The 26,656-nt window shown below is 67.1% G+C and carries 27 protein-coding genes and 1 tRNA gene; 19 read left to right on the forward strand and 9 right to left on the reverse strand.

Annotated elements, in window-relative coordinates:
* Nucleotides 1-59 precede the first annotated feature (59 nt).
* The 3 genes from NO360_RS12030 to NO360_RS12040 form a co-directional block, all read right to left on the reverse strand.
* Nucleotides 60-1,181, reverse strand: a complete 1,122-nt coding sequence (locus NO360_RS12030) for a DHH family phosphoesterase (protein ID WP_256308531.1) — start codon at nt 1,179-1,181, stop codon at nt 60-62.
* A gap of 354 nt (nt 1,182-1,535) precedes the next feature.
* Complete coding sequence (locus tag NO360_RS12035; RefSeq protein ID WP_256308049.1) at nt 1,536-2,447, reverse strand: NAD-dependent epimerase/dehydratase family protein; 912 nt, start codon at nt 2,445-2,447, stop codon at nt 1,536-1,538.
* Nucleotides 2,447-2,878 (reverse strand): DUF5791 family protein, encoded by a 432-nt coding sequence (locus tag NO360_RS12040; RefSeq protein WP_256308050.1) that lies wholly within the window; start codon nt 2,876-2,878, stop codon nt 2,447-2,449. Before NO360_RS12040 ends, NO360_RS12035 begins: the two co-directional genes overlap by 1 nt.
* A gap of 130 nt (nt 2,879-3,008) precedes the next feature.
* On the opposite strand from NO360_RS12040, the gene NO360_RS12045 reads away from it, so the two are divergent.
* The 10 genes from NO360_RS12045 to NO360_RS12090 all read left to right on the forward strand — a co-directional run bounded on the left by NO360_RS12045 (nt 3,009) and on the right by NO360_RS12090 (nt 12,287).
* Nucleotides 3,009-3,503, forward strand: coding sequence for a ferritin-like domain-containing protein (locus NO360_RS12045; protein WP_256308051.1), 495 nt, complete (start codon nt 3,009-3,011; stop codon nt 3,501-3,503).
* Between the two features lie 31 nt (nt 3,504-3,534).
* Nucleotides 3,535-3,987: a metal-dependent transcriptional regulator gene (locus NO360_RS12050; RefSeq protein WP_256308052.1), complete on the forward strand. Its 453-nt coding sequence runs from the start codon at nt 3,535-3,537 to the stop codon at nt 3,985-3,987.
* A 216-nt stretch (nt 3,988-4,203) separates the two neighbouring features.
* The gene (locus NO360_RS12055) at nt 4,204-4,440 is read left to right on the forward strand and encodes a hypothetical protein (protein WP_256308053.1); all 237 of its coding nucleotides are present in this window, start codon (nt 4,204-4,206) and stop codon (nt 4,438-4,440) included.
* Between the two features lie 75 nt (nt 4,441-4,515).
* Nucleotides 4,516-4,588 (forward strand) — tRNA-Gln (locus tag NO360_RS12060).
* 441 nt (nt 4,589-5,029) lie between these two features.
* The gene (locus NO360_RS12065; RefSeq protein WP_256308054.1) at nt 5,030-5,761 is read left to right on the forward strand and encodes an SDR family oxidoreductase; all 732 of its coding nucleotides are present in this window, start codon (nt 5,030-5,032) and stop codon (nt 5,759-5,761) included.
* Between the two features lie 1,355 nt (nt 5,762-7,116).
* A complete protein-coding gene (locus tag NO360_RS12070) occupies nt 7,117-9,495 on the forward strand; it encodes a DUF7827 domain-containing protein (protein WP_256308055.1) in 2,379 nt (792 codons plus the stop codon).
* A 229-nt stretch (nt 9,496-9,724) separates the two neighbouring features.
* Nucleotides 9,725-10,423 carry an HD domain-containing protein gene (locus tag NO360_RS12075; RefSeq protein WP_256308056.1) on the forward strand — a complete coding sequence of 233 codons (699 nt, stop codon included), beginning with the start codon at nt 9,725-9,727 and terminating at the stop codon, nt 10,421-10,423.
* A 143-nt stretch (nt 10,424-10,566) separates the two neighbouring features.
* Nucleotides 10,567-11,001, forward strand: a complete 435-nt coding sequence (locus tag NO360_RS12080; protein WP_256308057.1) for a Yip1 family protein — start codon at nt 10,567-10,569, stop codon at nt 10,999-11,001.
* Nucleotides 11,002-11,040: 39 nt separating this feature from the next.
* Nucleotides 11,041-11,766, forward strand: a complete 726-nt coding sequence (locus NO360_RS12085) for a diphthine--ammonia ligase (protein WP_256308058.1) — start codon at nt 11,041-11,043, stop codon at nt 11,764-11,766.
* A gap of 125 nt (nt 11,767-11,891) precedes the next feature.
* The gene (locus NO360_RS12090; protein WP_256308059.1) at nt 11,892-12,287 is read left to right on the forward strand and encodes a cupin domain-containing protein; all 396 of its coding nucleotides are present in this window, start codon (nt 11,892-11,894) and stop codon (nt 12,285-12,287) included.
* A gap of 53 nt (nt 12,288-12,340) precedes the next feature.
* Here the strand turns inward: NO360_RS12090 and NO360_RS12095 are convergent, their stop codons facing one another.
* Nucleotides 12,341-13,300: a nucleotidyltransferase family protein gene (locus tag NO360_RS12095; protein ID WP_256308060.1), complete on the reverse strand. Its 960-nt coding sequence runs from the start codon at nt 13,298-13,300 to the stop codon at nt 12,341-12,343.
* Between the two features lie 186 nt (nt 13,301-13,486).
* Here NO360_RS12095 and NO360_RS12100 point away from each other — a divergent pair, with 186 nt between their 5' ends.
* Nucleotides 13,487-13,789: a transcriptional regulator gene (locus NO360_RS12100; protein ID WP_256308061.1), complete on the forward strand. Its 303-nt coding sequence runs from the start codon at nt 13,487-13,489 to the stop codon at nt 13,787-13,789.
* A gap of 136 nt (nt 13,790-13,925) precedes the next feature.
* Here the strand turns inward: NO360_RS12100 and NO360_RS12105 are convergent, their stop codons facing one another.
* The 5 genes from NO360_RS12105 to NO360_RS12125 form a co-directional block, all read right to left on the reverse strand.
* Nucleotides 13,926-15,236, reverse strand: coding sequence for an ABC transporter permease (locus NO360_RS12105; RefSeq protein ID WP_256308062.1), 1,311 nt, complete (start codon nt 15,234-15,236; stop codon nt 13,926-13,928).
* Entirely contained in the window at nt 15,233-16,213 is a 981-nt protein-coding gene (locus tag NO360_RS12110; protein WP_390281769.1) for an ABC transporter permease, read from the reverse strand. Before NO360_RS12110 ends, NO360_RS12105 begins: the two co-directional genes overlap by 4 nt.
* 45 nt (nt 16,214-16,258) lie before the next feature.
* Complete coding sequence (locus NO360_RS12115; RefSeq protein WP_256308064.1) at nt 16,259-18,121, reverse strand: ABC transporter substrate-binding protein; 1,863 nt, start codon at nt 18,119-18,121, stop codon at nt 16,259-16,261.
* 156 nt (nt 18,122-18,277) lie between these two features.
* Entirely contained in the window at nt 18,278-18,844 is a 567-nt protein-coding gene (hpt, locus tag NO360_RS12120) for a hypoxanthine/guanine phosphoribosyltransferase (protein WP_256308065.1), read from the reverse strand.
* Between the two features lie 248 nt (nt 18,845-19,092).
* Entirely contained in the window at nt 19,093-19,518 is a 426-nt protein-coding gene (locus tag NO360_RS12125) for a type IV pilin domain-containing protein (RefSeq protein WP_256308066.1), read from the reverse strand.
* A 361-nt stretch (nt 19,519-19,879) separates the two neighbouring features.
* Here NO360_RS12125 and NO360_RS12130 point away from each other — a divergent pair, with 361 nt between their 5' ends.
* The 8 genes from NO360_RS12130 to NO360_RS12165 are packed head-to-tail and all read left to right on the forward strand — an operon-like array spanning nt 19,880 to nt 26,586.
* Nucleotides 19,880-21,025, forward strand: coding sequence for a monovalent cation/H+ antiporter subunit E (locus NO360_RS12130; RefSeq protein ID WP_256308067.1), 1,146 nt, complete (start codon nt 19,880-19,882; stop codon nt 21,023-21,025).
* Nucleotides 21,025-21,309 (forward strand): cation:proton antiporter, encoded by a 285-nt coding sequence (locus tag NO360_RS12135; protein WP_256308068.1) that lies wholly within the window; start codon nt 21,025-21,027, stop codon nt 21,307-21,309. Before NO360_RS12130 ends, NO360_RS12135 begins: the two co-directional genes overlap by 1 nt.
* A complete protein-coding gene (gene mnhG / locus NO360_RS12140; protein WP_256308069.1) occupies nt 21,310-21,645 on the forward strand; it encodes a monovalent cation/H(+) antiporter subunit G in 336 nt (111 codons plus the stop codon).
* Nucleotides 21,646-21,647: 2 nt separating this feature from the next.
* Nucleotides 21,648-22,184: a DUF4040 domain-containing protein gene (locus tag NO360_RS12145; RefSeq protein ID WP_256308070.1), complete on the forward strand. Its 537-nt coding sequence runs from the start codon at nt 21,648-21,650 to the stop codon at nt 22,182-22,184.
* On the forward strand, nt 22,181-22,705 hold the full coding sequence (locus NO360_RS12150) for an MnhB domain-containing protein (protein ID WP_256308071.1): 525 nt from the start codon (nt 22,181-22,183) through the stop codon (nt 22,703-22,705). The genes NO360_RS12145 and NO360_RS12150 overlap by 4 nt, the downstream gene beginning before the upstream one ends.
* The gene (locus tag NO360_RS12155) at nt 22,702-23,061 is read left to right on the forward strand and encodes a cation:proton antiporter subunit C (protein ID WP_256308072.1); all 360 of its coding nucleotides are present in this window, start codon (nt 22,702-22,704) and stop codon (nt 23,059-23,061) included. The genes NO360_RS12150 and NO360_RS12155 overlap by 4 nt, the downstream gene beginning before the upstream one ends.
* The gene (locus tag NO360_RS12160) at nt 23,054-24,583 is read left to right on the forward strand and encodes a proton-conducting transporter transmembrane domain-containing protein (protein ID WP_256308074.1); all 1,530 of its coding nucleotides are present in this window, start codon (nt 23,054-23,056) and stop codon (nt 24,581-24,583) included. Before NO360_RS12155 ends, NO360_RS12160 begins: the two co-directional genes overlap by 8 nt.
* The gene (locus NO360_RS12165) at nt 24,580-26,586 is read left to right on the forward strand and encodes a cation:proton antiporter (RefSeq protein WP_256308075.1); all 2,007 of its coding nucleotides are present in this window, start codon (nt 24,580-24,582) and stop codon (nt 26,584-26,586) included. Before NO360_RS12160 ends, NO360_RS12165 begins: the two co-directional genes overlap by 4 nt.
* Nucleotides 26,587-26,656 lie beyond the last annotated feature (70 nt).

The following is a 26,656-nucleotide window of genomic DNA, read 5'->3' on the forward strand; positions in this document are numbered from 1 at the left end:
ACGGAGATAAACGGGCGTCGGATCGGTGCGGACAGAGCGTGGACTCGACCGGCACCGGGTCACACCTCGCCGGACATCGACTCGAAGAGTCGTTCGGCGAGGTCCTCCCGGGAGAGCGTCCCGCCGAACTCGGTCCGGATCGCGCCGTCGTTCAGGGGGAGTTGGCCGCCGCCCATCCGCGCGTGTCCGCCCGCAGATCCGTCCTGGACGTCCGACATCGCCGAATCGAGCGTCCGCCCCATATGCACCCGGTCGTCGCGAGACCGACCGGAGAGGTGGACGACGCCGTTGCACTCGCCGAGGACCACGACCGCGGTGACGCCCTCCAGTTGGACGAGTTCGTCCGCCGCCTGCGGGATGGCGTCGACGTTCGAGACGCGGCCGACGTCGCTGACGGCGAACGGGCCGCGGACGTCGCGGCCGGCGATCGCCCGCGCCTTCAATTCGAGCACTTCTCTGGACACCGCCGGGTTCGCGATCCGATCCAGTCGTTCCTCGTCGACGCCGGGGTACAGGAACCCGGCGGCCTGGAAGTCGGCGGCCGAGCACCCCGAAGTCAGCCGCTTCGTGTCGGTCAAGATCCCGTACAGGAGTCCGGTCGCGACGGTCGATGGGACGGTGTAGGGCGCGTCCACCTCGCTGGCGTGTTTCGCCGAGGGAACGGGCTTTGCCCCCACGTTCTCGAAGTACTCGGCGACGATGCTGGCGGTCGCCCCGTAATCGGTTCGGACGTCGGTGAACACCTCGCCGGTGCCGTCGCCGGGGTGGTGATCGACGACCGCGAAAGGGAGCACACTGTCGGACCCGGCGAACCCCCGCGGACGGTTGTGATCGACGAGGACGACGTGTTCGGCGGCGACGTCGCTGACGTGATCGATCTGTTCGATGTCGAGTTCCAGCACCGTCTCGAAGGCGCGGTTCTCCTGGTGACGGACTTGCCCGGCGAACTGGACCGTCGGGTCAGTCCCGACCTGCTCTGCGAGGCTTGCGACGGCGATGCCCGTCGCCATCGCGTCCGGATCCGGGTTCGGATGGAGCAGCACCGCGACTTCGTCGATGTCCTTCAGTTTCTCCAGAAAACGCGTCCCCATCGGCCGTTCGAACCGGCGAAGGGCGTACAGGCCGACGACAGTCGCGAGGACCGCGACGACGATAGTGGCCGCGACGGCCGGATAGGCCATCACGAGCGATCGGACGCGGTCGAGTAGCTCCGGGGGGAGGCTCTGTGCCGCTCCGGAGCGCGCGCTGCCCATACCTTTCGCCTCAAGATGCACACCCAAGAAGATTCCCTCGTCTATTCCGACTGTTGACACGATCGGCGGGGTGTAGTGCAGGCAACCGCGGACGAGAGACGGATAGCGATGAGTCGTACTCACTTCGCGGACGGTGACGGCTCGGCCGCGTCGGTGCGAGCGACTGTGACGGCTCAGCCGCGTCGGTGCGAGCGGGGATCAGACCCCGCCGCTGGGAGCGGCCGCTCGGTCAGTTTTCCGGAAGCAGACGGACCGCGAGCCGTCGGCGACGGCGGGTGCCACTCAGATCGACGCCGCGTCCGCACCCGAGCGATAGGCCTCGATCGCCGCCCGGTAGCCGTCGCGATAGGTCGGATAGGCGAACTCGTAGCCGAGCGACCGCAGACGGTCGTTCGAACAGCGCTTGCTGGTCTGGAGGCGGCGGCGCGCCGCCGCCGAGAGGTCCGGATCGGACAGGCGCTCGTCGATCGTCCGCTTCGGCGGGGACGGCACGTCGCACTCCGCGGCCAGCCAGTCGGCGAACGTCCACTTGTCGACCGGCTCGTCGTCGACGACGAGGACGACGTCGTCGCGGGCGAGATCCGATTCGAGGAGGAACGCGACCGCGCCGGCGGCGTCGTCGCGGTGGACCATATTCAGATAGCCCTCGGTGACCGGTCCCTCGAGATAGCGGTCGAGCCGATAGCGGTTCGGGCCGTACAGCCCCGCGAAGCGTGTCACCGTGCCGTCGATGCCGGCGGCGGCCGCCTCTTCGCGGGCGACACGCTCGGCTTCGGCGAGCACGCGAGTCTTCTCCGTCGTGGGGTCGACCGGCGTCTCCTCGTCGACGAAGTCGCCGTCGTGGTCGCCGTAGACGCCGGTCGAGGAGGTGTAGACGAGGCGGTCCGGCGGCGACGAGCGGCCGCCGTACGCCTCGATTACGTTCCGGAGCCCCTCGACGTAGACCCGGCGGGCGGCGTCGGCGCCGCGACCGCCGGAACTGGCGGCGAAGACGACCCAGTCGGCGTCCGGAAGCGCGGACAGCGTGTCGGGGTCGGCGGCGTCGGCGCGCTGTGCGTCGAGGCCGGCGGCGGCGACGGCGTCGAGTCCCTCGTCAGAGCGGCGGACGCCGGTCACGTCGTGGTCGGCCTCGCGGAGCCGTCGGCCGAGTTCGAGGCCGACGTAGCCGCAGCCGACGATGACGACTCGGGACATCAGCGGTCGTTGCGTTCGGCGAGGTACTGCTGGATCGCCGCGAGCTGGGCGAGCGTCATCGCCGTCCGGCCCTCCAGCGCCTGCTGGATCTCCTGTCCGGAGAGGTCCAGATCGACGTTCGAGGCGATCGTATCGACGTCGACGACGCCGGTCGTCATCGCCATCAGGAGGTGATCGCGGAGTTCCAAGACGATCGCCTCCGCGTCGGGCCGACTCTCGTCGAGCGCGAGCACCGCCGCGGCGTCCTCGACGCGAAACTGCGGCACGGATCCGTCGGCGAGCGATTCGAGGAGGTCGGCGTCGACGTCAGTGTCGGCCGCGACGGCTGCGACGCCGCGGTCGGCCACGACGGCTCTGAGTTGTGCTTCGTACGCCTCGCGGAGTTCCGTCGGCGTCAGGCGTGCGGGGTCGTCGGCCGCGTCGTACAGCATACCACAATTCGCCGCCGAGGCGGCAAAACGGTTTCCGAACCGGCTCGCGCGCGAGGGAACCGCTTAAGTCCGTCACTACCCACCGCTACAGTATGAACCGCGTGTCGCCCGCGAACCGGGAGGGACGACCGTGAGCGTGGGTCACCAGGTGACCTCCGATCACCAGCTCGCGCGCCTCCTCCAGATCGGAATCGTGCTGGAGGAAGTGGTGGAGGCCCGTTCGTACCACCACTACCAGTCCCTCGACGACGCCCCGAAACTCGACTCGGAGATCGAGACGCTCTTAGAGCACGCCGCGTCCGAGTCGGCCGAACACCGCGAGCGGCTCGAAGCGCTCGTCGACGAACTCGACGCCGAGAGCATTCCGTTCGACGAGATCGAGGCGCTCGTCCAGGCCCAGTACGGAGGAACCGAACCGGAGGACTTCGACGACATCCTCTACGATCAGCTCTGTAACGAGGAGACGGCGTACAAGTTCTACGACGATCTCATCGGTGCGCTCCGGGCGTCGGAGGCCACGTTCGGGATCGATCGCGACCGACTCATCGACACCCTCGTCGAGATCCGCGAGGAAGAAGCCGAGGGCGTCGAGGAAGTGACGAAAGTTATGAACGACCGCCAATGAGACGACACACGACGAACCACGGAGGACGGAGATGAACACGGCCGACCAGTACGTGAAGGCGATCTACCTCCTCCAGCAGATGGAGAACGGTCCCGCCTCGACCGGGGCGCTCGCGGACCGTCTGGGCGTGAGTCCCGCGAGCGCGAACGAGATGATCGGGAAACTCGAATCGCGGGGGCTCGCAGAGCACGAGAAGTACAAGGGCGTCGCCCTCACCGACGAGGGGATCGTCCGCGCCCGCGACGCCCTCCAGACGTACTGCATCATCGAACGCTTCCTCTCGAACGTGCTCTCGGTCGAGGAGTTCCGCGCGGAAGCCCGCGAACTCGAACCGGTCATCGACGACCTGGTCGCCGAGCGACTCGACACGATCATCGACCGGAGTTCGGAGTGCCCGGACTGTTTCGATCCGGAGACCGACGCGTGCTGTCACCTCGACGTCCCGACCGAGACCGTCGACACCGAGGAGCAGCACGCGGACTGATACTGACTGCCGTACCTCGAGCCACGGTTGCAGCTGCGTACACAGCCGATCGCACGCCGGCGTGCGATCGCGTGCGCGAAGACGGGCTACCGCTGCGCCGAGTATCGGCGACAGATCGCTTGCTGACCGACCGTCGCGAGGGGCGACGACATCCCGTCTCGCTCCGTGCAGAACCAAAGCCCACATCTTCAAGTCGCTTCCATCGTACGGAACCGTATGGATGGGACAGCGGCGATCGACCGCCTTCTCGCGCTCGCGGGATTGGGACCCCAAGAGCGGACGAAGGCGACGGAGCGACGGCGTCCGTACGTCTGTCTGGGCTGCGAGTCGACGTACGACGTACAGTATCACGTCTGTCCAAACTGTGGCGGATTCTCGGTCGAATCGAGGGGATCGACGGGGCCGCACGGGGATCGGCGTCCGACAGTTAGCGACGGGTCGGCCGCCGAATAGCGGACCGATACCGATCACGTGCGGGCCATCGTAACCCGATGGGTTTTCAAAGACTCCGCTGCGAGTAGCACGTGCAGTCCCGTGGTGTAGTGGCCAATCATATGGGCCTTTGGAGCCCATGACGGCGGTTCGAATCCGCCCGGGACTATTTCCTCGGATATGCGATTCTTGAGGTGTGCTCCCAGATCGGCTCGGCCCCTCTAACTCATTCAGAGAACTAGGCCGACTGCTTAGACCACTTCCGAGGCTACGGAACTCGGAATAACACGTCTGGATCCGATATAGAGGAGAGACGGGTTGCCAGCAACGAGGGACTACTCCACGCGAAGTCGATATAGCGCTTTGGGCTATCGAAGAGTCGTTTCGATGGCCTGCTCAGCAACGATTCGAACTTCCAAAGTGTACTGCCGGCCGGTGAGACTCAAAATTCATACAGACTCCCTAGCCTGGCGTAGTGTTCAGATAAGCAGTTGTTGGCCGATAATTGACATCCGGTAGGGCTGAGGCCCGCCGCTCCGCTTCTGCCTCGTCTGCACTGTACTAGCCGATCAAGCGAGGACTCAAGTCACTCGACGAAGAGGTCGTAGACGTGACCATAGAGGACAACGTCGCCCTCGTCACGGGGGCTAGCGCTGGAATCGGTGAAGCGACGGTGCGCGCTCTCGCACGCGAGGGAGCGAATGTCGCCCTCGCAGCGCGGCGGCGAGAACGACTCGAAGAGATCGCCGACGAGCTCGAATCGTCGTTTGACGCCGAGACGCTCGTCGTCCCGACAGACGTTCGCGACGAGACGGCGGTTAAGTCGATGGTCGAGACGACGGTCGAGACGTTCGGCCGACTCGACATCCTCGTGAATAACGCGGGGCTCGGCGTCGGCGGCGACGTTGAAGAGACGACGAGCGAGGAGTACCGCCTGATGATGGAGACGAACGTCGACGGCGTCTTCTTCGCGACGCAGGCGGCGGTACCGCATTTACGAAAGACGAGTGGGAACCTCGTGTTCGTCGGGAGTTTCGCGGGGCAGTACCCCCGACCCACGAATCCGATGTACGCGGCGACGAAGTGGTGGGTCCGCGGCTTCGCACACAGCGTCGAGGGGCAGATCGGTCCGGACGGCATCGGCGTCAGCGTCGTCAACCCCACCGAGGTCCGGACCGAGTTCGGCAGCGAAGAGGGCGATTCGCTCGAAGAACGGTTCGAACCCGAAGAGGTTACCGAACCCGAAGAGATCGCGAACGCCATAGTCTTCGCCGCGTCCCAAGATCGATCGACGGTCCACGAGATCGATCTGTACCGGCGCGATAAGTTCGAAGGGTGGTGAGCGAACTGGCTCTCGGTCGCCGGAGAGGCCAGAGTAAACCTCACTGAGTGCCGATCGGTCGGTTTCAGAAGGCAGCTATCGCGTGTCTGACGAAAGCGTCGGTGCCGCCGTAGTCGCTACCAAGATCCGAACGTCGGACGCCGCCTGGGACACCTCGCGACGTGGGTCGGACACCAGTCGGTACTCGACCGGTGCTTCGACGGCATCGAACGCTCAAGGGTTCTCGACACGCTCTATTTTCATAGCAACAGATTTAAAATTATTACAGCCAGACAATTAAAATATCACTACTGAGAATTAAAAACGAGGCTACTTATACGGAATTTTATTCGGTCTAGATAGGTTGAAAATCGACAGACAAGAGCGGACTCTCAGCCGCGCACGTGTGCTGCTGGGCAACTGGGCGGCGCTCAGGTGCTATCAGCGATGGTCACGCCAGCCGTTGTATTCGAGCGCCGGTGACCGACGGGAGTCGAGCGACCCGGCGATGGAATGTGCAGAGCAGTTTCGCCGACTGTGGATTTTTTGCCGATCAATGTATGACAGGAGATTCGAACCGCGTTCGTGCAGCAGTTCTCGTGACGATTCTGACTCTCGGCCTTCTCGGTGGGACAGGCGTGTTTTCCGCGTCCGTCGCCGCCGAACAGGGGAGCATTAGCTTCGGCGCGACGACGTACGCAGGCGGGGACACCGTCACTGTCGTCGTCGACGATGCGGATCTGTCGACGGCAGAGGATTATGTCGTCAACATCGAATCAGATACCGAATTGCAGGAAAGCATTCTTAGTGAGGATATCGCAGATGGAACTAGACAGGTTACTACAAATCATTCGGTGGCCGATGTCAACGGAGACAATAAGATAACAAATTCAGATTTTGTATACAGTAATAATTTGGATGGCTCCGGAGGTATTTCAAGTATATCAAGAAATAGTGATGGAACTGTCAATTTAGAACTAGCTTTTGACTCTGATGAAGATGATTCGATCGGATATACACGTGGAGAGACTGTTAATGTTTCATATAGCGTGGACAGTCGTTTTGAAGGTAGCTTTAAAATAAATGAATCAGACAGTAATGGAGTTCTACATATTACGAATGGAGATACAATTACTGGAACGTACTCTGATGAAAGTGAGAACGAAGATCGAACAACAACTGCATCTATTGGTGATGAGACCACCGACGAAGACCCAGGGCCGCTCACGCTGGGTTCGGTAACGCAGTTCACCACCGCCAACCTCGCGGGAACGGCGCTGACCCACTCCGAGAGCGTCGTCGAAATTCCCTTCAGTGAAGACGTCTCGAAGGCGAGCGGCGAATCGGGGGCGCTGACGCTCGCGGACAACCTCACCGTGACGGTCGACGGAGCCGACGTGACCGACCGATACACGCTCGACGCGAACGGGTCGACCGACGGGCAGGTCCTATTGAGTTCGGGGACACCGGTGGATCCGCGATCGAAGATGACCGTCGAGATCGACGCCGTGAACGACTCGATCGACACCGAGACGATCGAACCGGGATCGGTGGACGTGACCGTCGCGGGCGCGGCCGTCGGCGAGGACGACGGGGAGGCGAGCGCCTACGCGGGAACGACACTGGCGTTGGTCACGGACGACGGCTCCGTCGATACGAATCAGACGTTCGCGGTCGAAGACGGGAGCGGGACGGTCGTCTTCTCCGGGCAGACCGGAGCAGGCAGCCAAGTGTTCGCGTTCGACACGGCGGCGCGCGACTGGAGCGGGAACTACACGATCGAGACCGCGCTGGAAGACGGATCGGTCGACCGGAGACTCGACGTGGCGCTCCCCGAACTGGACCTGACTGCCGACGTCGCGGACCGAACCGTCACGACTGCCGACCCCATCGAGGGAACGGTCGACGCGGACGCCGCCGGTCGCGTCCTCGAAGTCGTCCTCCGTTCGGACGACGACGGCTCCGATGTCGTCGAGCGAACGGACGTGACGCTCGGCGACGACGGGACCGCGCGGTTCGAGTTCGCGGCCACGACGGTCGCGGATGCGGGACCCGGAAGCTACACGGTCGAGGTGGTCGACGCCGGATCCGGCGCGACGGTCGAGTCCGCTCGTATCCGCGTGGACGATGCGGAGGAGACGTCGTTGTCTCCGTCGCCGCCGGTAGTCGAGGACCCCGCCGAGGAGCTGAACGCGTCGTTCCGGTCTCCCGTCGTGGAGGAGCACGCCGGCGACGTCGCCGCCTTCGCCGTCGAATTGGACAACACCGAGACCGCGGCCGTGACCGTCGGCAGCGACGCGAACGGGTTCCGTGCGAACGCGACGGTCGTCGACGGCAACGGGGACGGCACCGTCGGAGTGCGGTTCAACACCGCCGCGGCGGCGGGGGCGGAGACGATCCCGACCGACGGCGGTGCGGTCTTCGGAGCGATCCGGGAGAACGCGTCCGGCGACGAAGGCACCGACGCGATCCGCGGGGCCGAGTTCGCAGACGGTCACAACCTGGCGGAGTCGATCGAACCGGGGAACTACAGCCTCGCGGTCCGACCGGGAACGGACTCGAACGCGACCGTCACCGACACCGGGACGCTGGTCGTCCTCCCGGCCGCGCCGACGAACCTCACTACCTGGGTCGCGCCGGCCGGGTCGGCGTTTTCGACCCGCGACGTCGTTGCGGAGGCGATCGACCGGCACCGACTCACGAGGACCGCCGAGGTCGCGGTCGGCGACGTCGTCGTCCATCGGGTGGTCGTCCCCGGCCTCGCCGGCGAGTTCGCTCGCCGGCCCGGAACGCCGACCGAAGCGTTCTTCGCGCTCTCGGGAGCGGGCGACGACTCGCTGTACGCGTTCGACGTCGCTCGCGTCGAGACGAGCGAGGGCAACCTCACCGGGCGAACGGCATCGTCGAGTGACGACGGGGGCCGGTACGTGCCGGACGAGGGCAACGCGAGCGTGGTCGCCGATCCGGCAAACGACACCTACGTCATCGCCTACGAGAGCACCGAGGCGGTCGGTCTCCGGGCCGGCGAGTCGCGCGCCGCCGCGTTCACGGTGGCCGCCGGCTGGCCCTACAACGGACAGAGTGTCGAGAACCGGACGCTCACCGGGGAGTACGAACTCCTCGACGCCGGGGTGTCGACCGTCGACGACCCGATCGTCGTCGAGAACGCGACGAACCAGTCCATCGGGGGAACGACGAACGTCGCCCCCGGGACCGAGTTCGAACTCCGGATTCGCTCGGCGAACGGGACCGACCGGCAGTTGCTGAAGACCAAGCGGGCCGTCGTGGGCCCGAGCGGAGCGTGGAACGTGAGCGTCGACTTCGACACGCAGCGACGGGGCGATCGGTTCACCTTGACCTCCGCGGTCGACGTGATCGCACCCGGAGACGAACTCCTCGTCGACGGCGTGGTCGGGGCCGTCGTGCCGAACGCGTCCGTGGTCACCTCGACGAACCGAATGGTAGGTGGCGGCGGTGGCCAGGGCGGAGGCAACGGCGGGAGCGGAGGCGGTGCGGCGGCCGCAGCGGACAGCGCGAGCGCGACGCCGACGGCGCAACCCGCGACGCCGAGCGGAGAGGCCGATTCCGGGGGGTCCGTACTCGATTCGACGCGGCGGTTCCTCGGTGGCGTGCTTGGAACCTTCGTCGACGACGCGGGCGAGGAGACGCTGCGAAGTCGGCTGTTTGGCTTCGACGTCCTCGTCTCGGCGGGCGCGTTGACGACGGTGGCGCTGTTCGTCTCCCGTCGACAGTGACGAGGTCGAGCGGGGTGGAACTGTCGGCGTTCGGGGAGCAATTCGTACGCGGTGCCACGCGAAACGATCACCCCCCGCAGATCGGTCTGTGAGGCCCGATTCGGGGACGGCGGCGCGCTCCCCTCGTCGTAACGCCTAAGAACCGAAGAGCCATTCTATCGGGTAATGAACTCGAACGCGAATGCGGACGTCGTGGGACCCCCCACCAACGGGGAACGGAGGTGGTCCCGTGGGCGTTGAAATCAAGGAGTCGACGGTCGACGGCGAGGAATTCGAGGAGATGAAGCGGTTCGTCCGCGACTACCTCGCCGCGAGCGTCGAGAGCGAAGACCACGGCGGTCGGATGCGGTGGTACCCCTGGCACAGCGCCGAGTACCGCTTCAATCACATCCTGAACGTCGTCGACATCGCGACCCGGATCGCCGAGCGCGAGGGCGCGGACGTCGACGTCGTCCGCGTCGCCGCGCTCTTTCACGACATCTCGAAGCTCGAAGCCGACCAGGAGGTCCACGCCGAGGAGGGCGCACGCGTCGCGCGCGAGTACCTGGAGGCCCACGGCGACTTCCCGCAGTCGTTCGTCGAGCAGGTGTGTCAGGTCGTCGCCGACCACTCCTACCAGGGGCCGCTCGCGGACGTCTCTCTCGAGACCCAGAGCCTCATCGAGGCCGACATCCTCGACAAGGTCGGCGCGAACGGCACGGCGCTGATGCTGCTCCGGATGGGCTACGAGGCCCGGACGCACATGGACGCCGCCGAGATGGTCGAGCGCGTGCTCGAACGCGGCCACGACGCCACGGAGCGGGTCAACTCCGACGCCGCAGAGAGCATCGCCCACAAGCGGCTCACGCGCGTCAAGTGGTTCCGCGAGTGGCTCGAAGCCGAAGTGCCGGAGATGGACCACGGGGTCGACGACGACCCCCAAACCTGACGGAACGGACGCCCGACGGTGACGACGAACGGGGACGCGCCGGTCGGTCCGGATCCGCCGGGCCGCGGGCGACGCCGGAGTGACGGCGGCCACAGCCGCGGGCACGGAAAACCTACTTATCGCTGTGGCCGAAATCGCGCGCTATGCCCTCCGAGTTTCCACCACCGCTGTCCGACCGCGTCAAACTCGCCGCCGCCGTCGTCCTCCTCGTCACGTTCGTGTACAGTTTCGTCATCGCGGCACAGATCCTCCTGTGGTTCGTCCTCGTCGGGATCGCCGCCGGTATCTACATCGCCTGGCTGCTCGTCCTCGCGGTGTTCCGCCTGGTCGAGGCGGTCGAGCGCCTCGCCGCCGCGAAGGAGGACGAGGTCCGCGACCGACGGGAGATGGCCGGCATCGAGGCCGAGCGCGCGAGCCGGGAGCACGTCGCGGGTGCGGAACCCGATCCGGACGCGTCCGTCGGGGCGGCCAGTGGAGGGATCGGCCGCGACAGAGCCGGGGATGGAACCGAAGAGGAGCCTGAAAACGACGGCCCCGACGAAGAGCCTGACCGGGACGGCCCCGACGAGGAGCGCTGAACCGGTGTCCGTTTGTACGCCGGCGACGAAGCGGGAGCAATGACCGACTCCGGATCCTGGGTGAGCCTCTTCTCCGGCGGCAAGGACTCCTCGTGGGCGCTCTATCGCGCGCTTGCGGAGGGACTGAACGTCTCGCACCTCCTGACGGTTCATCCCGGCGAGGACTCGTATATGTACCACGTCCCCGAGACGCGGCTGGCCGGCCTCGCGGCCGAGAGCATCGGCATCGACCTCGTGGAGGTCGATCCGGGCGATCTCGACGCCGCCGACGTCGACGACGCGGGCGCGCAGGGCGATAGAGAGTTGGAACCGCTCGAAGCCGCGCTCGTCGAACTCGACGCTGGCCTCGACGGCGACCTGGCAGGCGTCACGGCCGGCGCCGTCGAGAGCGAGTTCCAGACCTCGCGGATTCGCGGGATGTGCGACCGCCTGGGCATCGATCTCTTCGCGCCGCTGTGGCAGCGCGATCCACGGGAATTGGCCGACGAGATGCTCGACGCCGGCTTCGAGATCCGGATCGTCCAGGTGGCCGCGCGCGGCCTCGACGAGTCGTGGCTGGGTCGGACGCTCGACGCCGACGCGCTCGCGGAACTGACAGCGCTCAACGAAGAGTACGGCGTGCACGTCCTCGGCGAGGGCGGCGAGTTCGAGACGCTCGTCACCGACGGGCCGCACATGGACCGCCCGATCGAACTGGAGTACGAGACGGTGTGGGAGGGGACGCGCGGACATATCCGCGTGACGGACGCACGGCTCGGGGAGTGACGCTCGTCGGCGAGAGCGACGGCAGCGAGCTCAGGAGCTCGGGAATTCGGGAGTTCGGAAACCCCGAATGAAGGCGTTTCAAACTCCACCCGGCCGACTATACCGATCTGTATCGAAGTAGCGGTATGGACGCCGATTACAGCGTCGTCGACCCCGAAACGATCGAGGCCGAACGGTTCCCCGAATCCGGGAATCTCCACCGGAAGCTCACCGACGCGCTGGGCTGCACCGAGATGCGCGTGAACACGGTCACGCTCGAACCGGGGGAGGAGACGACTCCGCACGCCCACGAACGGCAGGAAGAGGTGTACGTGGCCCTCGACGGCGGATCGGTCGAAGTCGACGGGGAGAGCTACGACGTCGCGCCGGGCGGCGTCGTCCGCATCGGTCCGGAGCCGACCCGGAGCGTCCGCAACGAGAGCGACGACGCCGCGCAGACGTGGGTGATGTTCGGTGCGCCGCCGCTGGGCACGGTCGACGATTTCGGCGAGTACACGGTGCCCGACGACGGACGGGAGTAACGGGTCCGGATCGCCGGAAGAGAAACTTCGGTCGAGTGGCGACGCGCGGCGCGCTATTCGAGATGCGAGTGCGCGCCGATCAGCGCGTTCGAGAGGTCGAGGTTCTCGATGTGGGTGTCCTTATCGACGATGGTGTTCCGGATGTCGGCGTCGCGGATGACGGCGTCCGAGAAGACGACCGACCGTTCGAGGCGGGAGTCCGTCACCGACGCGCCGGCCATCACGTGGACGTTGGCCCCGAGTTCGGAGTTCTCGACGGTGGCGTCGTCGTGGACGTACGTCTCGCCGCCGAGGTGCCACGACACCGCCTCGAGGTAGCTCTCCGGCGTCCCGATGTCGAACCACGCGCCGTCGAACGTGAACGCCTTGACCGTCCCGTGCTCCTGGAGCCACTTCAGGAACCACCCGGGCTCGTCGGGGTTGTTGCCGTCCGCGAGGTAGGTCTCGAAGTCCGGGAGGGTCTCGGCGGGGAACGCGTAGCAGGCGATGGAGACGAGCGTGCTCTGGGGGTCGTCGGGCTTCTCCTGGAAGTCGATCACGCGGTCGCCATCCAACTGGACGAGCCCGTAGGACTTCGCCCGCTCCTTCGAGCCAACGTCGTAGGCGGCGAGACACGGAGTCCCGCTCGACTCGAAGAAGTCGACGAACTCCGAGACGTCGAAGGAGAGGAGATTGTCGCCGGCGATGACCACGAGGTCGTCCTCGACGCCCTCGCGCTCGATGAGCTGGGCGAGCGCGCCGACGACGCCGAACTTCTCGTCCTCCGCGACGGTCTCCTCGACCGACACCGTCGGTTTCTCGTAGGGGGCGTCCGCGAGGAACGCCTCGAAATCGTCGGCGAAGCGCTCGTTGGTGCTCACGAACACCTCGTCGATTCGGTCGTCGGTCTCGAGGTCGTCGAAGATGATGTCGATGACGGTGCCGTCGCCGACCGGGAGAAACATCTTCGGCCGGTCTTTGGTGATCGGCCACATACGCGTCGCGTACCCGCCTGCGAGGACGACAGCCTTCATATCTGAACTCTCTGTCCGGAGTGTCAAGTGTGTTTCCCAAGGCACCGAGACGGGGTCCAGCGACGTCGAGGCGGTTCCGTTTCGGCGGTCGAGTGCCGGGGACCGTATTCGGTTGGCCGCGTCGAACGCGACCGAGAGTCGCGGTCGAGGCCCACAGTATATATCCGTCGCACCCCTTCGACGAGTATGGTCGAACCGGGCGAGGAGGCGACGACACGGCAACTGATCGCGGACACGCTTCGGACGGGGCCGCACGATGCGCCCGAACTCTCGACTGCGGTGGGGATTCCGAAATCCGCCGTCTACCGGCACGTCGAACACGTCGCGCAGACGATCGGAAGCGCCGACTCCGACGAGCAGTTCCTGGTCGCGCCGCCAGAGTGCCGCGCGTGCGGCTTCGACGGCTTCGACGACGCGCTGAACGACCCCTCGCGGTGTCCGGAGTGCCGCTCGGAGCGGGTCGCCGAACCGCAGTTCCTGATCGAGTGACCGGCGGGCGGACCCGCGCCGGCCGCCTGCGGGTCACCGTCGAGGCGGCCGTTCGGCGCGTCCGCCTCGGAACCGGAGCGCCGCTCTCGTAGTGAGTCCGCGGCGCTTGCAGAGCCCGGTGTCTCGGCGGTTCCCCTCACACCTCCTGCCGCGGGTCGAGCGCGTCTCTGAGGGCGTCGCCGAGGAAGTTGAACGCCAGGATCGTCGCGAACAGGAACAGCCCGGGGACCGTCGAGATCCACCACGCGGTCCCGAGGTCGCCGCGGCCCGCGGCGATCGTCTGCCCCCACGAGGGGAGCGTCACGTCGCCGAGACCGATGAACGACAGCGCCGCCTCCGAGAGGACGAGGAACGGAATGTTCAGCGTCGCCGCGGTGACGATCGAGTTCGAGACGTTCGGGACGACGTGCCGACGGATCACCGACAGCGACGAGGCACCCGAGATCCGCGCCGCGTCGACGTAACCCTCTTCCCGGCGCTGGAGCGCCTCGCTGCGGACGATTCGGGCGATTCCTCCCCAGCCGGTCACGCCGAAGATCAGGATCAACACGAACAGGCTCCCGCCGAAGAGGTACGCGAGAAACAGGAACAGGAAGAACGTCGGGAAGGTCTGCTGAACGTCGACGTAGCGCATCAGGGCCTCGTCGACCCATCCGCCGGTGTAGGCGGCCGTCGTCCCCACGGCCGTCGCGATCGTGATCGAGATCAGCGTCGCGATCAGTCCGACCTGCATACTGACGCGCATTCCGTAGATCGCGAGCGTCAGGAGTCCCCTCCCGTTTCCCGTCGTTCCGAGCGGATACGTCCAGGTGCCGCGACACCGACCCTCGACGACGGGACCGACGCATTCGGTGGGGACCGAGGCGTCGACGCTCAGGAAGACGGGCGGCTGGTACGCGGCCGCGACGTCGAGCGACGGCTGGTCGATGACGACCGTCCCGACGGTTCCGAGCGCGAAGATCGCGAGGAGATACCAGAGGCTGAGCACCGCGGGCGTGTGCCGCCGGAACCGCCGCCAGTAGTGCGCGGTCAGTCGCCGGTTCCGCGCCAGCGGCGCGAGCGAGAAGCCGGCGACCAGCAGCGTCGCGACGAACAGCCAGTCGACGGCGGTCACGTCCCAGACGAGGCTCGCGCCGGCCGCGCGCCACGGAACGCCCGCGTCGAAGGCGACCGTCGGGTCCGCGCCGGCGACGACCAGGTCGTAGGCGAGTGCGAGCGCGTAGAGGCCGACAGCGACGCCCGCAGCGAGTCGAGTCCGCGTGACGCCGCCGGTGTCCTCGCCGATCGCGTCCCAGTCGACGTCTTCGAAGCGTTCGCGACGTGGGTCGTCGGGGTCCGCGGAGCGTTCGCGTCCCGAGTCGTCTGACTCCGAGGAGCGTTCGCGACCTGAGTCGTCGGTGCCCCGCGAGTCGTCTCCGTCGAAGCGGTCGACGCCGTCGTCACTCATCGGCGATCACCGTACTCGATGCGCGGGTCGAGGACCGCGTACGCGAGGTCCTGCAGGAGGTTGCCGATCACCGCGACGAACACCGGAACGAGGGTCGTGCCGAGCACGAGGGCGGTGTCCTGCCGCCGGATGGCTTCGAGGCTGAGTCGGCCGAGACCGGGGATGCCGAAGACGACCTCCACGAGGTACGACGCCGAGAGCACCACGCCGAGGAGGTCGCCGACGAGGATCGTCGAGAGCGGCACGAGCGTCGGCCTGAGGACGTGGCGCGTGAGAACCCGCCACTCGTGTGCCCCCTTCGCTCGCGCGGTCTTGACGAACGCCGCGCGGACGTACTCCAGCGCCTCGGCGCGGGCGTAGCGCATCGTGCTCGCGATCGCGCTCGTCGCGAGGACGAAGACCGGGAGCGCCAGTTGTCGGGCGTTCGCCAGCGAGAACGTCCGCGTGCGGGCCAGTTCCGCGTCGAACAGGACGGGAACCCAGCCGAGGTAGACCGCGAAGAGCAGGAGCAACACGATCCCGAACCAGAAGTTGGGGATGCTGACGCCGAAGAACGCGACGAACGTGGCCGCGTAGTCGGCTTTCGTGTACTGATTGAACGCCGAGTACAGGCCGATCGCGATGCCGAGCGTCGTCGAGACGAGGACCGCGGGAACGGTGTACATCAGCGAGTAGGGGAGCGCCGTCAGGATCGCCTCGGCGACCGGCTGTGATCGGGTGTCCGACCAGCCCCAGTCACCGCTCGCGAGGTTCGCGAGGTATTCGAGGTAGCGCTCCCACAGCGGTCCGTCGAGGCCTCGCCGCCGGGCGTACGCGTCCGCGGCGGCCTCGGCGCTCTCACCGCTCGCGGCCGCCCGGAACTGCACTCGGGCCAACTGCGAGTCGGGGGCGAGTTCGAGGAGGACGAACGTGATCGTCAGGATCAGGAGGGCGACGACGCCCGCCCACGCGATCCGACGCGCGGTGTACCGTTTCAGTCCCATCTGTGATTCGCTCTCGGTCCGGTGTCTGCTGCGCTCAGTTCACTGTCGGTTGAGTCGCCAGGTGTTCCGGTCCCACGTGTAGCCGAACTCCTCTTCGGGCCCCGCCACGGCGCTGTCGTAGCCGACGATCTCGACGCCCATATTGAGGAAGTTGAACGGCTGCTCCGCCGAGAGCGCGCCGAATATCTCCTCGAACGTCTCCCGGCGCGCGTCCTCGTCGACGGTGCTCGTAGCCGCCTCGAACAGGGGACCGAAGTCCGTCTCGGGGACGTACCCGTAGAAGTTGATGCCGCCGCGCTCGACCGTGAAGCCGCGGATCGCGGAGGGCGTCCGCGGGTAGGTGTTGAACGTGATGCCGAGTACGAGGTCCCACGGCTCCTGGCTCACCGACCCGTCTCGGGGGCCGCCGTTGTACGGCCCCGCGCCCCAGGGCGGGTCCCCGTCACTCTGCCAGCTGTTGTAGAGGTGTTGTTCGACGATCGCCCCGTACTGCTTGCCGGACAGTTCGACGTCGAGACCGATCGCGTCGTACTCCTGGGCGACCACCTGCGCGGTCGTCTCGACCGCCTGGGAACCCTGGGCGAAGACCAGGTCCAGCGTGACCTGTTCGCCCGCCTCGTCGACGACGCGGTCGCCGTCGTATCGGTACGGCGTCGACCCGAGGTTCGCGGCGAGGCCCTCCCGCGCCCGCTCGTGGCTGTAGGTGTCGCCGACGCCGTACTCCGTCACCTCGTCGTCGGCGTACCACGTCGAGAACGTCGGCTGGAACGTGTGCGCGACCGTCGCGTACCCCCGGAGGACGTCGTCGACGATCGATCGCTTGTCGACGGCGTACGCCAGCGCTCGGCGGACGGCCGGCTTCCGAAGCGCCTCGTAGAAGGCCCCGTTGGCGCGCTGATTGTAGATGAGGGCGGTCATATACGCCTGGGGAAACACCCTGACGTCGACGTCGTCGAGCCCTTCGAGTTGCTCGACCCTCGTCTCCGGGACGTCGGTGGCGGTGAGTTCCCCCGAGCGGAGCGCGGAGATCCGGCTGCTCTCCTCGGGCACGACCTCGTACGTGTAGGAGTCGAAGTACGGGGCCTCCCGCCACTCCTCGGGGACGTCCTCGACCTCGCGGAGGTAGTAGTCGTCGTTTCTGACGGCGACGAACGCGGACCCGCGGTCCCAGCGCTCGAAGCTGTACGGTCCGAGGTTCCCGGCGTACGCCAGCGTCTGCACGTCTTCGTCCTGTTGGAGCCCCTCCTGGTCTCGGTCCGGGCGGTATCGCTCGATGAGCCCCTTCGGCATACAGAACGCGCCCCACATAACCGGCCGGAGCGGGAACGCGGGATCGACCGACGGGAGCCGGATCTCGAAGGATCGCGTGCCGGTCTTCTCGACCGGGATCGGGTCGCCGCCCCGACGCCAGTCGCCGGGGTTGGGAAAGCCCGCCCAGTTGGGGTCGGCCTGGAACACCTCGGTGATCATATACACCCAGTCCTCGGCGGTCATCCGGCCGTAGCCCGCACCCCACTCGAGGTTCTCGCGGAGTTCGACCGTGTAGACGCGCCCCTCGTCGGTCGAGATGTCCGCCCACAGCGGGAAGACGTCCTGTTCCGGCGTGATCGCGTACGCGCCGTCGAGGGCCAGTTCGATCCGGTTCGCGGAGGGCGTGTCGTCGACGGAGAGGAAGTTCAGGGTCTGCGCTCCCGTCGCCGTGCCCTCCACGTAGTCGGGACGCTCGGGTGCGCTGCCGTCGCCCGTGGCTGGGCCGTCGGTCGCGCTGGAGCCACCCGCCGGGGCGTTACACCCCGCGAGAGACGTCGAACCGCCGAGACCGAGAAGCGTCAGAAAGGATCGGCGGGACCGGCGCGCGAGTCCGCTCGGTCCCGCAGCCGCTGGATCGCTACCGGATGGCATAGCGTCTACGTGCGACTATCCGTTCAAATACTCTTCGATCACTCCGGCAAAATCGCGGGGTTTGTCGCTCGTATTACCCGAATCGGTATCCCGGTCGGAGCGTCTTCGGTCCGCCAGCGCCCGATGCGCACCGGCGGCTCGTCCGGATCGTCCGGCTCAGTCGTCGCCGTGTTCGTCGACGATGATGACCTCGCCGTCCTCGACGCGGACGTTGATCAGCGTCTTGACGTGGTGGCCGCTGTCGTCGAGTTCGTTGGGACCGGCCTTCTTGATGACGGCGACGGTGTCGACGATGTCCGCGCCGATGTGATCGAGCGCGTCGAGCACCGCGCGCATCGTTCCCCCGGTCGAGAGCACGTCGTCGAGGACGAGCACGCGATCGCCGGCCTCGACGTCGTTGATGTACATCTCGTTCTCGGAGTAGCCGGTCTGCTGGCTCAGCGGCTGTTCGCCGTCGAGGCCGTACTGCCGCTTGCGGATCACGACCAGCGGGATGTCGGTCATCAGCGAGACGGCAGTCGAGATGTGGATCCCCATCGCCGCCGGCGTGACGATCTTGTCGACGTCGTCGATCTCGGCCTTCCGGATGATCCTGATGACGATCTCTCTGAGCAGTTCCGGCCGAAGCATCGGGACGCCGTCGCTGATCGGGTGGACGAAGTACTCGTACTCGCCTTTCTCGATGATCGGGGCTTCGAGGAGCGACTGCCGAAGTTGGTCCATGTCGACGGTACTCCGGGTCCAAAATAAAAACTGGCGGTTCGGTACCGCCGGTACACGGCGGGACACGGTTCGTGTCGCCGGATGACACGAACGGCAGGCGTCAGGCCGGACGAACGGTCGAACGGGGACCGCTCGGCCGTACGGAGCTAACCGGCGTCGGGTCGCTCATACTGATTACTCTCGTCTCTTCCCGCCGAGCGCCGTCAGCGGGGGTGGCGCTCGGCGGTCCAAAGTGAGAGTAATCAGTATCAGTCGATCGTCGGCGCGGTGGATCGGCTCAGCGTGGCCGAGGAGGATCCGTCTGCAGATTCCCAGACGACGCGGACGGTCTCGCCGGACCACTGGCCCGTGTCGAGGTCGTACGTCGCGGTGTCGCCAGCGCCGACGGAGTCGGCGAACGGCTCCGAGTTCGCGTAGTCGATCGAGGCCGACGAGGTCACGTTCAGTCGATCGGCGTCGATCGTGTCACCGCTCTCGTGGGTCACGTCGACGGAATCGTCGGCGTAGTCGAAACTGAAACTCGCCTGCGGGGCGCGCTGGTCGAGTCCCTGGCCGAGATTCAGCACGAAGGCACCGATGACGGCCGCGAGGATGACCGTGATCGCGACCATCAGGATGACGCCGATGACGGGGGAGACCGCGTTGTCTTCTCGCAAAAATCCACTGATGTTCATATCATCCGATACGTTCGTCGAGGAGATAAATCCGTATCGAGCAAGGCTAACACGGTACATTTCCCGCGCTTCTAACACGGCCCATTTCACGCAGTCCTAACTCGGTACAGTTCCCGCGTGCAGGTATCCGCGTCGACTGGGGGTTCGCGACCGGAGACGAGCGCTCAACGACGCCTCCGCTCGCGAATATCATACAAAATCGGACGGATTCGCACATTATTTTAAAAATACCTTGTCGATTCGATAACGTAGTGGACGGAGAGCGGAAGACGTATTTGACACCCTTAGTAACGGGACAGTAACGTATGAGCCGAGAGTCCGACGGGCAACGGTCGGCATCGATCGAGGTAGGTGGTGGCTGATGGGCACCGGCAGTTCTCGAATTCTCGTTCCGGTCGGCGAGTCCTCGACCGTCCGAAACACCGTCGCGTACGCGCTCCGAGAGGCCCGATCCGGCGCGGAGGCGGGCGAGGACGCGAGCGTCCACTTCGTGTACCCCGCCCGCTGGCGCACCGTCGACGGCGACGCTCGCGACGATTCGGTGGCCGCGAGAGACCTGCTCGAACGGGTGACAGTCTGGGCCGAGGAAGACCTCGACTCCGACGAGGACGAGGAGTTCCCGGTCGAAATCGAGACCGCGATCGTCGGGGCCGACCGCTACCTGTTCAGCCCCGGCGACTTCGCGAGCGTGCTCGTCGAATACGCCCGGGAGTTCGATCTCGCCCGCGTCGTCGTCGATCCGGAGTATCAACCGGGCGGCAACGCCCCGATGCTCCGACCGTTCGAGGTGGAACTCACGCGTTCGGACCTCACCGTCGAGGAGGCACCGGTCGAACGCCAGACCACCCGGACACGCCTCGTCTCCCGAACGACGCTTTCCAAGGGGATCGCGACGTTCGGCGTCACCTACGCGTTCTATCTGTTCGTGGCGGGGACGCTGACGCCGTTCAACCTCGCGACGGGCGGCTTGACGGCGTTCCTAGCCGCGACCGTGTTCTCGAACGTCACGTTCGTCACCTCTCCGTCCCTCCGGCGAAGCACGATGCGCGTGCTTCGACTGGGGCTTTTCGTCCCGTATCTCGTCTGGGAGATCGTGAAGGCGAACCTCTCGATCGCCTACATCATTCTGCACCCTGACCTCCCCATCGAGCCCGAGATGCGACGGTTCCGGGCCGCCATCTGGGGCGGTCTGCCGGTGACGACGCTCGCGAACAGCATCACGCTCACGCCGGGGACCCTGACCGTCGACGTCGACCGCGACGGCCTGAAGATCCACACCCTGACCGGGAGCGCCCGCGACGACCTCGCCGCCGGCGGCCTCGAACGCGCGGTCCGGTTCGTGTACTACGGCCGCGGCGGCGCACGGATCCCGACGCCGACGGAGCGCGGCAGCATCTCGGCCGTCGAGAGCGAGGCCGACGCCGAGGAACGGGCGGAGTCCGAGCGGGAGGCACCGCCGGCCGAGACGGGGCCGTCGGAGGCGGAACCGGACGGAGGTGCGGAGTGATGGCCGCGTCCGGACTCGTCGACACGGTGCTCCTCGTCGCGGCGGGCGCGTTCGTCCTGTTCGCGATCGTGTTGGTCTACCGGATCGTCGCCGGGCCGACGATGCAGGACCGCGTCATCGCGGTGAACGCCATCGGGACGAACGCCGTGGTCGTGCTCGCGCTGCTGGCCGCGGCGCTCGATCAGCCGGGCTTTCTCGACGTGGCGCTCGTCTACGGGATGTTGAACTTCCTGATGAGCATCGCCATCTCGAAGTTCACGGTCGAGCGCGGGGGCGTGATCTAGATGACGATCACCGAACTGCTCGTCATCCTGCTCGTCGCGGCGGGGACGTTCTTCGGGTTCGTTGCCGTCGTCGGCATCATCCGCCTCCCGGACCTCTACACGCGAGCGCACGCGACCTCGAAGAGCGACACCCTCGGGATCATCCTGACGCTCGGCGGCGTCGCTCTGGTGTTCGGGGCGGATCTCGCGGTCGCGAAGACCGCGATCCTGGGGGTGTTCCTGTTCGTGACGAACCCGACCGCGGCCCACGCGATCACGCGGGCGGCGTACGATCAGGAGATCACGCCGTGGACGACCGACGACGCCACACTGCAAGCAACGGAGGGTGAGGAGTGACGATGGAGTCGATCGCGCTCTACGCCGCGCTCACGTTCTCGGTGTTCGCCGCGCTGGCGGCGACGTTCCTCCGGGACGTCCTCAACGCGATCATCGCGTTCGCGGCGTTCAGTTTCGGCATCGCCGTCGCGTGGATTCTCCTGGCCGCGCCCGACGTCGCGTTGACCGAGGCGGCCGTCGGTGCCGGCATCACGACGGTCTTCTTCCTCGTGACCATCGCGAAGACCGTCCGGCCCGGGGGGGAGCGACTCATCGAACGGGTCGAGTGGCGGTCGGTCGCGGTCGTCGCCGTCCTCGTGGGGACGCTGCTCGCGACGGTCCGGTCGCTCCCCGCCGTCGGCTCGGCCGACTCGGCCGTCGCGACGTCGCGGATCACGGAGTACTACCTGCAGAACGCCTACCCCGAGACCGGCGTCGAGAACGCCGTGACGGCCGTGCTGGCCGCCTACCGCGGGTTCGACACGCTCGGCGAGGCGACGGTGGTCATCGCCGCCGGGGTCGCGGTCCTTCTCGTCCTTCGACAGGAGGCCTACGTATGAGTGGATCCGAACAAAACGGAACCTACGTCGAGAGCACGATCATTATGACGACCGTCCGTATCGTCGTCCCGTTCGTCTTCACCTTCGGACTGTTCGTGATGTTTCACGGGGCGGATTCGGCGGGTGGCGGCTTCCAGGGCGGCGTCATCGTCGCCGCCGCGGTGTTGCTTCTGGCCTTCGCGTTCGGCATCGAACCGACCCGAGCGTGGCTCGAAGGCCCGCTTATGCGCATCACGATCGCGGTCGGCGGCGCGACGTTCGCGTTCATCGGCCTCGGTGCGCTGGCCGCGGGCGGGGCGTTCCTCGAGTACCCCGCGTACGGGTTCGGGACCGACGGCGTGAAGTACAGCATCGAACTCGTCGAACTCGGCATCGGCGCGGTCGTCTCGGGCGTGCTGATCAGCCTCTTCTTCAGCCTCGCGCGCGGCGACTTCCAGGTCGTCGCGGAGAACAACGGCGGCGAGGCGGCGTCGAACGGTGCCGCCGACGCCGACGCGGCGACGGGAGGTGAGCGCGCGTGATCGACCTCCTCGCGACGCACTACAACTACCTCGTGTTCGTCGCGCTCGTCGGGATCGGCCTGTACGCCGTCACGGCGAGTTCGAACCTCGTGAAGAAGGTCATCGGCCTGAACGTCTTCCAGGTCGGAATCTTCCTCTTCTTCGTCACCAGCGGCTACGTCGACGGCGCGGCCCCGCCGCTCGTCGGCCACGGCTCCGGACCCTACGCGAGCCCGCTGCCACACGTGCTCATCCTGACGGCCATCGTCGTCGGGGTCAGCCTGACGGCGGTGGCGCTGGCGCTCGTCGTCCGCGTCTACGACGCCTACGGGACCTTGGACGAGGAGGCGATCCGGGAGGTGCAGCTGAATGACTGACGCCATCGCGCTGCTCGTGGTCGTCCCGATCGTGCTCTCGCTGGGGCCGATCGCCGTCGGGACCGCGTGGAACCGGAGCGGCTGGGTCGCGGCCGCGCTAGGTGCGCTCGTTCACCTGGGCCTGTCGCTGACGGTCGCGGCTCGGGTGTTCGCCACCGGCTCGTTCTCCTACGCCGTCGGCGGCTACGCGCCGCCGTTCGGCATCGAACTCGTCGCCGACGGCGTCTCGGCGACGCTCGTCCTCCTCGTCTCCGCCGTGACGCTCGCGGTCGTCGTCTACGCGCGGACGGCCGGGCCGCACACCAGCGGGTTCTACAGCGGCCTGCTGCTGCTCACGGCGGGGGTTTCGGGCGTCTTCGTCACCGGCGACCTGTTCAATCTGTACGTGTTCATCGAGATCACGGGTCTCGCGACGTACGCCCTGGTCGCGACCGGACGCTCGCCCGCCGCGGCGATGGCGAGCCTGAAGTACCTGCTCGTCGGGACGATCGGCGCGTCGCTGTACCTGCTCGGCGTCGGCTACCTCTACATCTCGACGGGGACGCTGAACATGGCCGACCTCGCGGCGACGATCCCTTCGGTCGGCTACGACTCGCCGCTGGTGCTGACCGGCTTCGGCCTCCTCGTCGTCGGCCTCGCGGTGAAGGCCGCGCTCTTCCCGCTGCACACGTGGCAGCCCGGTGCCTACGCGGAGTCGCCCGACAGCGTCACCGCCTACATCTCCGCGCTCGTCTCGACGGCGGCCGCGTACGCGCTGTTCCGCGTGATATACGCGGTGTTCACGCCCGCCTTCGACGCCGCGGTCCCCTTCGCGCTCGACGCGCTCGTGATCCTCGCCGCCGTGAGCGTCGTCGTCGGCTCGGTGCTCGCCGTGCTCCAGTCGGACCTCAAGCGGATGCTGGCGTACTCCTCCGTCGCGCAGTTCGGCCTGGTGATCGCCGGCTTCGCCATCGCGAACACGACGGCCGTGACCGGCGGGCTGATTCACCTGGTCGGCCACGCGGTTATGAAGGCCGGCCTCTTCGTCGGCGTCGGCGCGCTCGCGGGCGTCGCGGGCGGTCGCACCGTCGACGACTTCGCCGGCCTCGCCGACCGCGCGCCGGTCGTGAGCGCCGCGTTCGCGGTCCTGGCCTTCGCCCTGGTCGGCGTCCCGCCCGCGGTCGGCTTCGCCGGCAAGTGGCACATCGTCCTCGGCGCGGTCGAGGGCGGCCGCTGGGGCGTCGCGAGCGTCGCCGTCGTGAGCACGCTGCTCACGCTGGCGTACTTCGCCCGCGTCGTCGAGCGGATGTACTTCCGGGACGCGCCCGAGGCTGTCGACGCCGACGCGTCCGCTGACGCCGCGGGCGACGGCGTGCTGGCCTCCGACGGCGGTTCGGAGGCGACCCCGTCGGCGGGCTCGGGGATATCGACCGAGGCCCGCCTCGTCGTCGTCGCCGCCGCGGTCGGCGCGGTGGTCCTCGGGCTGTTCGCGTCCGATCTCGTTTCCGTCTTCGAACCGGTTCTGGAGGTGTACTTCGAATGAGCGAAATCGACTCTCTCAGGCCGCTTGCGGCGGTGTTGCTCCCCGCTTTCGGCATTCTCACGATCGTCGCATCGCACCGGAGACCCAACGTCCGAGAGGGCTTCACGATCCTCACCGCGCTCGCGACGTTCGGCATCGTCGCCAGCCTCGTGCCCGCGGCGCTGTCGGGGACGGTGCACGTCTCGCGGCTGGGGACGTTCGTCCCCGGCGTCGACCTCACGCTGAGCGCGGACCCGCTCGGGATGATCTTCGCGCTCTTGGCGAGCGCGCTCTGGCTGATCACGAGCTTCTACAGCATCGGCTATATGCGCGGCCTCGACGAGCACTCCCAGACGCGGTACTTCGCGGCGTTCGCCGGCAGCGTCGGGGCGGCGCTCGGCGTCGCGTTCGCGTCGAACCTCGTCGCGCTGTACGTCTTCTACGAGCTGCTGACCGTCGCGACGTACCCGCTCGTCGCCCACGACGAGAGCGACACCGCGCGCGCCGCGGGGCGGAAGTACCTCACCTACACCTTCGGCGGCGGCGTCGCGGTGCTGGCGGGGACGGTGCTGGTCTTCTGGACGACCGGCACGGTCGCGTTCACGCCGGGCGGCATCGCCGACCTGGCGGCCGCCGATCCCCTCCTCGCCCGCGCGGCGTTCGCGCTGCTGGCGGGCGGGTTCGGCGTGAAGGCCGCGCTCATCCCCGTCCACTCGTGGCTCCCGGACGCGATGGTCGCGCCGACGCCCGTCTCGGGGCTGCTGCACGCGGTCGCGGTCGTCAAGAGCGGCGTCTTCGGAATCGCTCGCGTGGTCCTCGACGTGTTCGGTCCGGAAACCGTCGCCCAACTCGGCGTCGGCCTCCCGCTCGCGGCGCTCGCGGCGGTGACCATCGTCGTGTCGAGCGTCATCGCGCTCAGACAGGACAACCTGAAGCGCCGGCTGGCGTACTCGACGATCAGTCAGCTCTCCTACATCGTCCTGGGGTTGGGACTGCTCTCGCCCGCCGCCCTGATCGGCGGCCTGCTGCACATCCCGGCGCACGCGTTTATGAAGCTCACCCTGTTCTTCTGTGCGGGCGCGATCCACGTCGAGACCCACACCGACGACATCAGCGATATGGCCGGAATCGGAAAGCGAATGCCGCTGACGATGGCCGCCTTCGGCGTCGCCAGCCTCGGGATGGCCGGCCTCCCGCTGCTCGCCGGGTTCGTGAGCAAGTGGTATCTCCTGATCGGGAGCATCGACAGCGGAACCGCGATCTTCGCGCTGGTCTTGCTCACCTCGGGGCTCCTGAACATCGGCTACTTCTGGCCGATCGTCTACCAGGCGTTCTTCCAGACGCCCGAGGACTCGGACGCCAAGCCGCTCGTCGAGTTCCCGATCGGCGGGGCGCGGCTTCGCGCCGACGGCGGGGAGCGGCCGAGCGACGATTCGGACGGCGTCGACGACGCCAGCGACGAACGGAACGACAGCAGCACCACCGACGAACGGACCGACCGCGACGCCACCGGTGGCCCGACCGCCGCCGACGAAGTCGACGGGCGGACCGCCGACGGCACCCTCGACGATCAGGAGATCGACCCCGAGGCGTTCGTCGACACGCCAGAGGAGTCCGGGTCGGGGGTCCCGGTCGACGCCGCCGGACGGGTCGAGCCGGACGTCGAACCGTCCGAGGAGGAGAGCCAGGTCGAGATCGAGGCCCGAATCGAGGGCGACTACGCGGTCGACCGGAATCCGAGCGATCACCTCGACGCGGATTCCGACGACGACGCGGCCCGGGAAGCTGAGGCGGACCACGACGTCGACGATCACGACGATCACGACGACCACGACCACCACGGCGGTCCGCCGGCCTCGGGCTGGGAGCGCCGCGTACTCGGCGCGGAGAGCACCTGGTTCATGCTCGGCCCGATCACCGCGGCCGTCGCCGGGGCCGTCGCGCTCGGCGTCGCCCCCCGCGGGATGGTGTTCCTCGCGCTGGTCGAGCGCGTCGTCTTCGAGGTCACGGGGGTGGTCTTCTGATGACCGCCGCGCTGTCGTCGGCGCTGGCCACGACGACGATCCTCGCCAGCGAGCCGTCGGTGTCGATTCC

Source organism: Halobellus litoreus (assembly GCF_024464595.1).
Taxonomy (GTDB): Archaea; Halobacteriota; Halobacteria; order Halobacteriales; family Haloferacaceae; genus Haloquadratum; species Haloquadratum litoreum.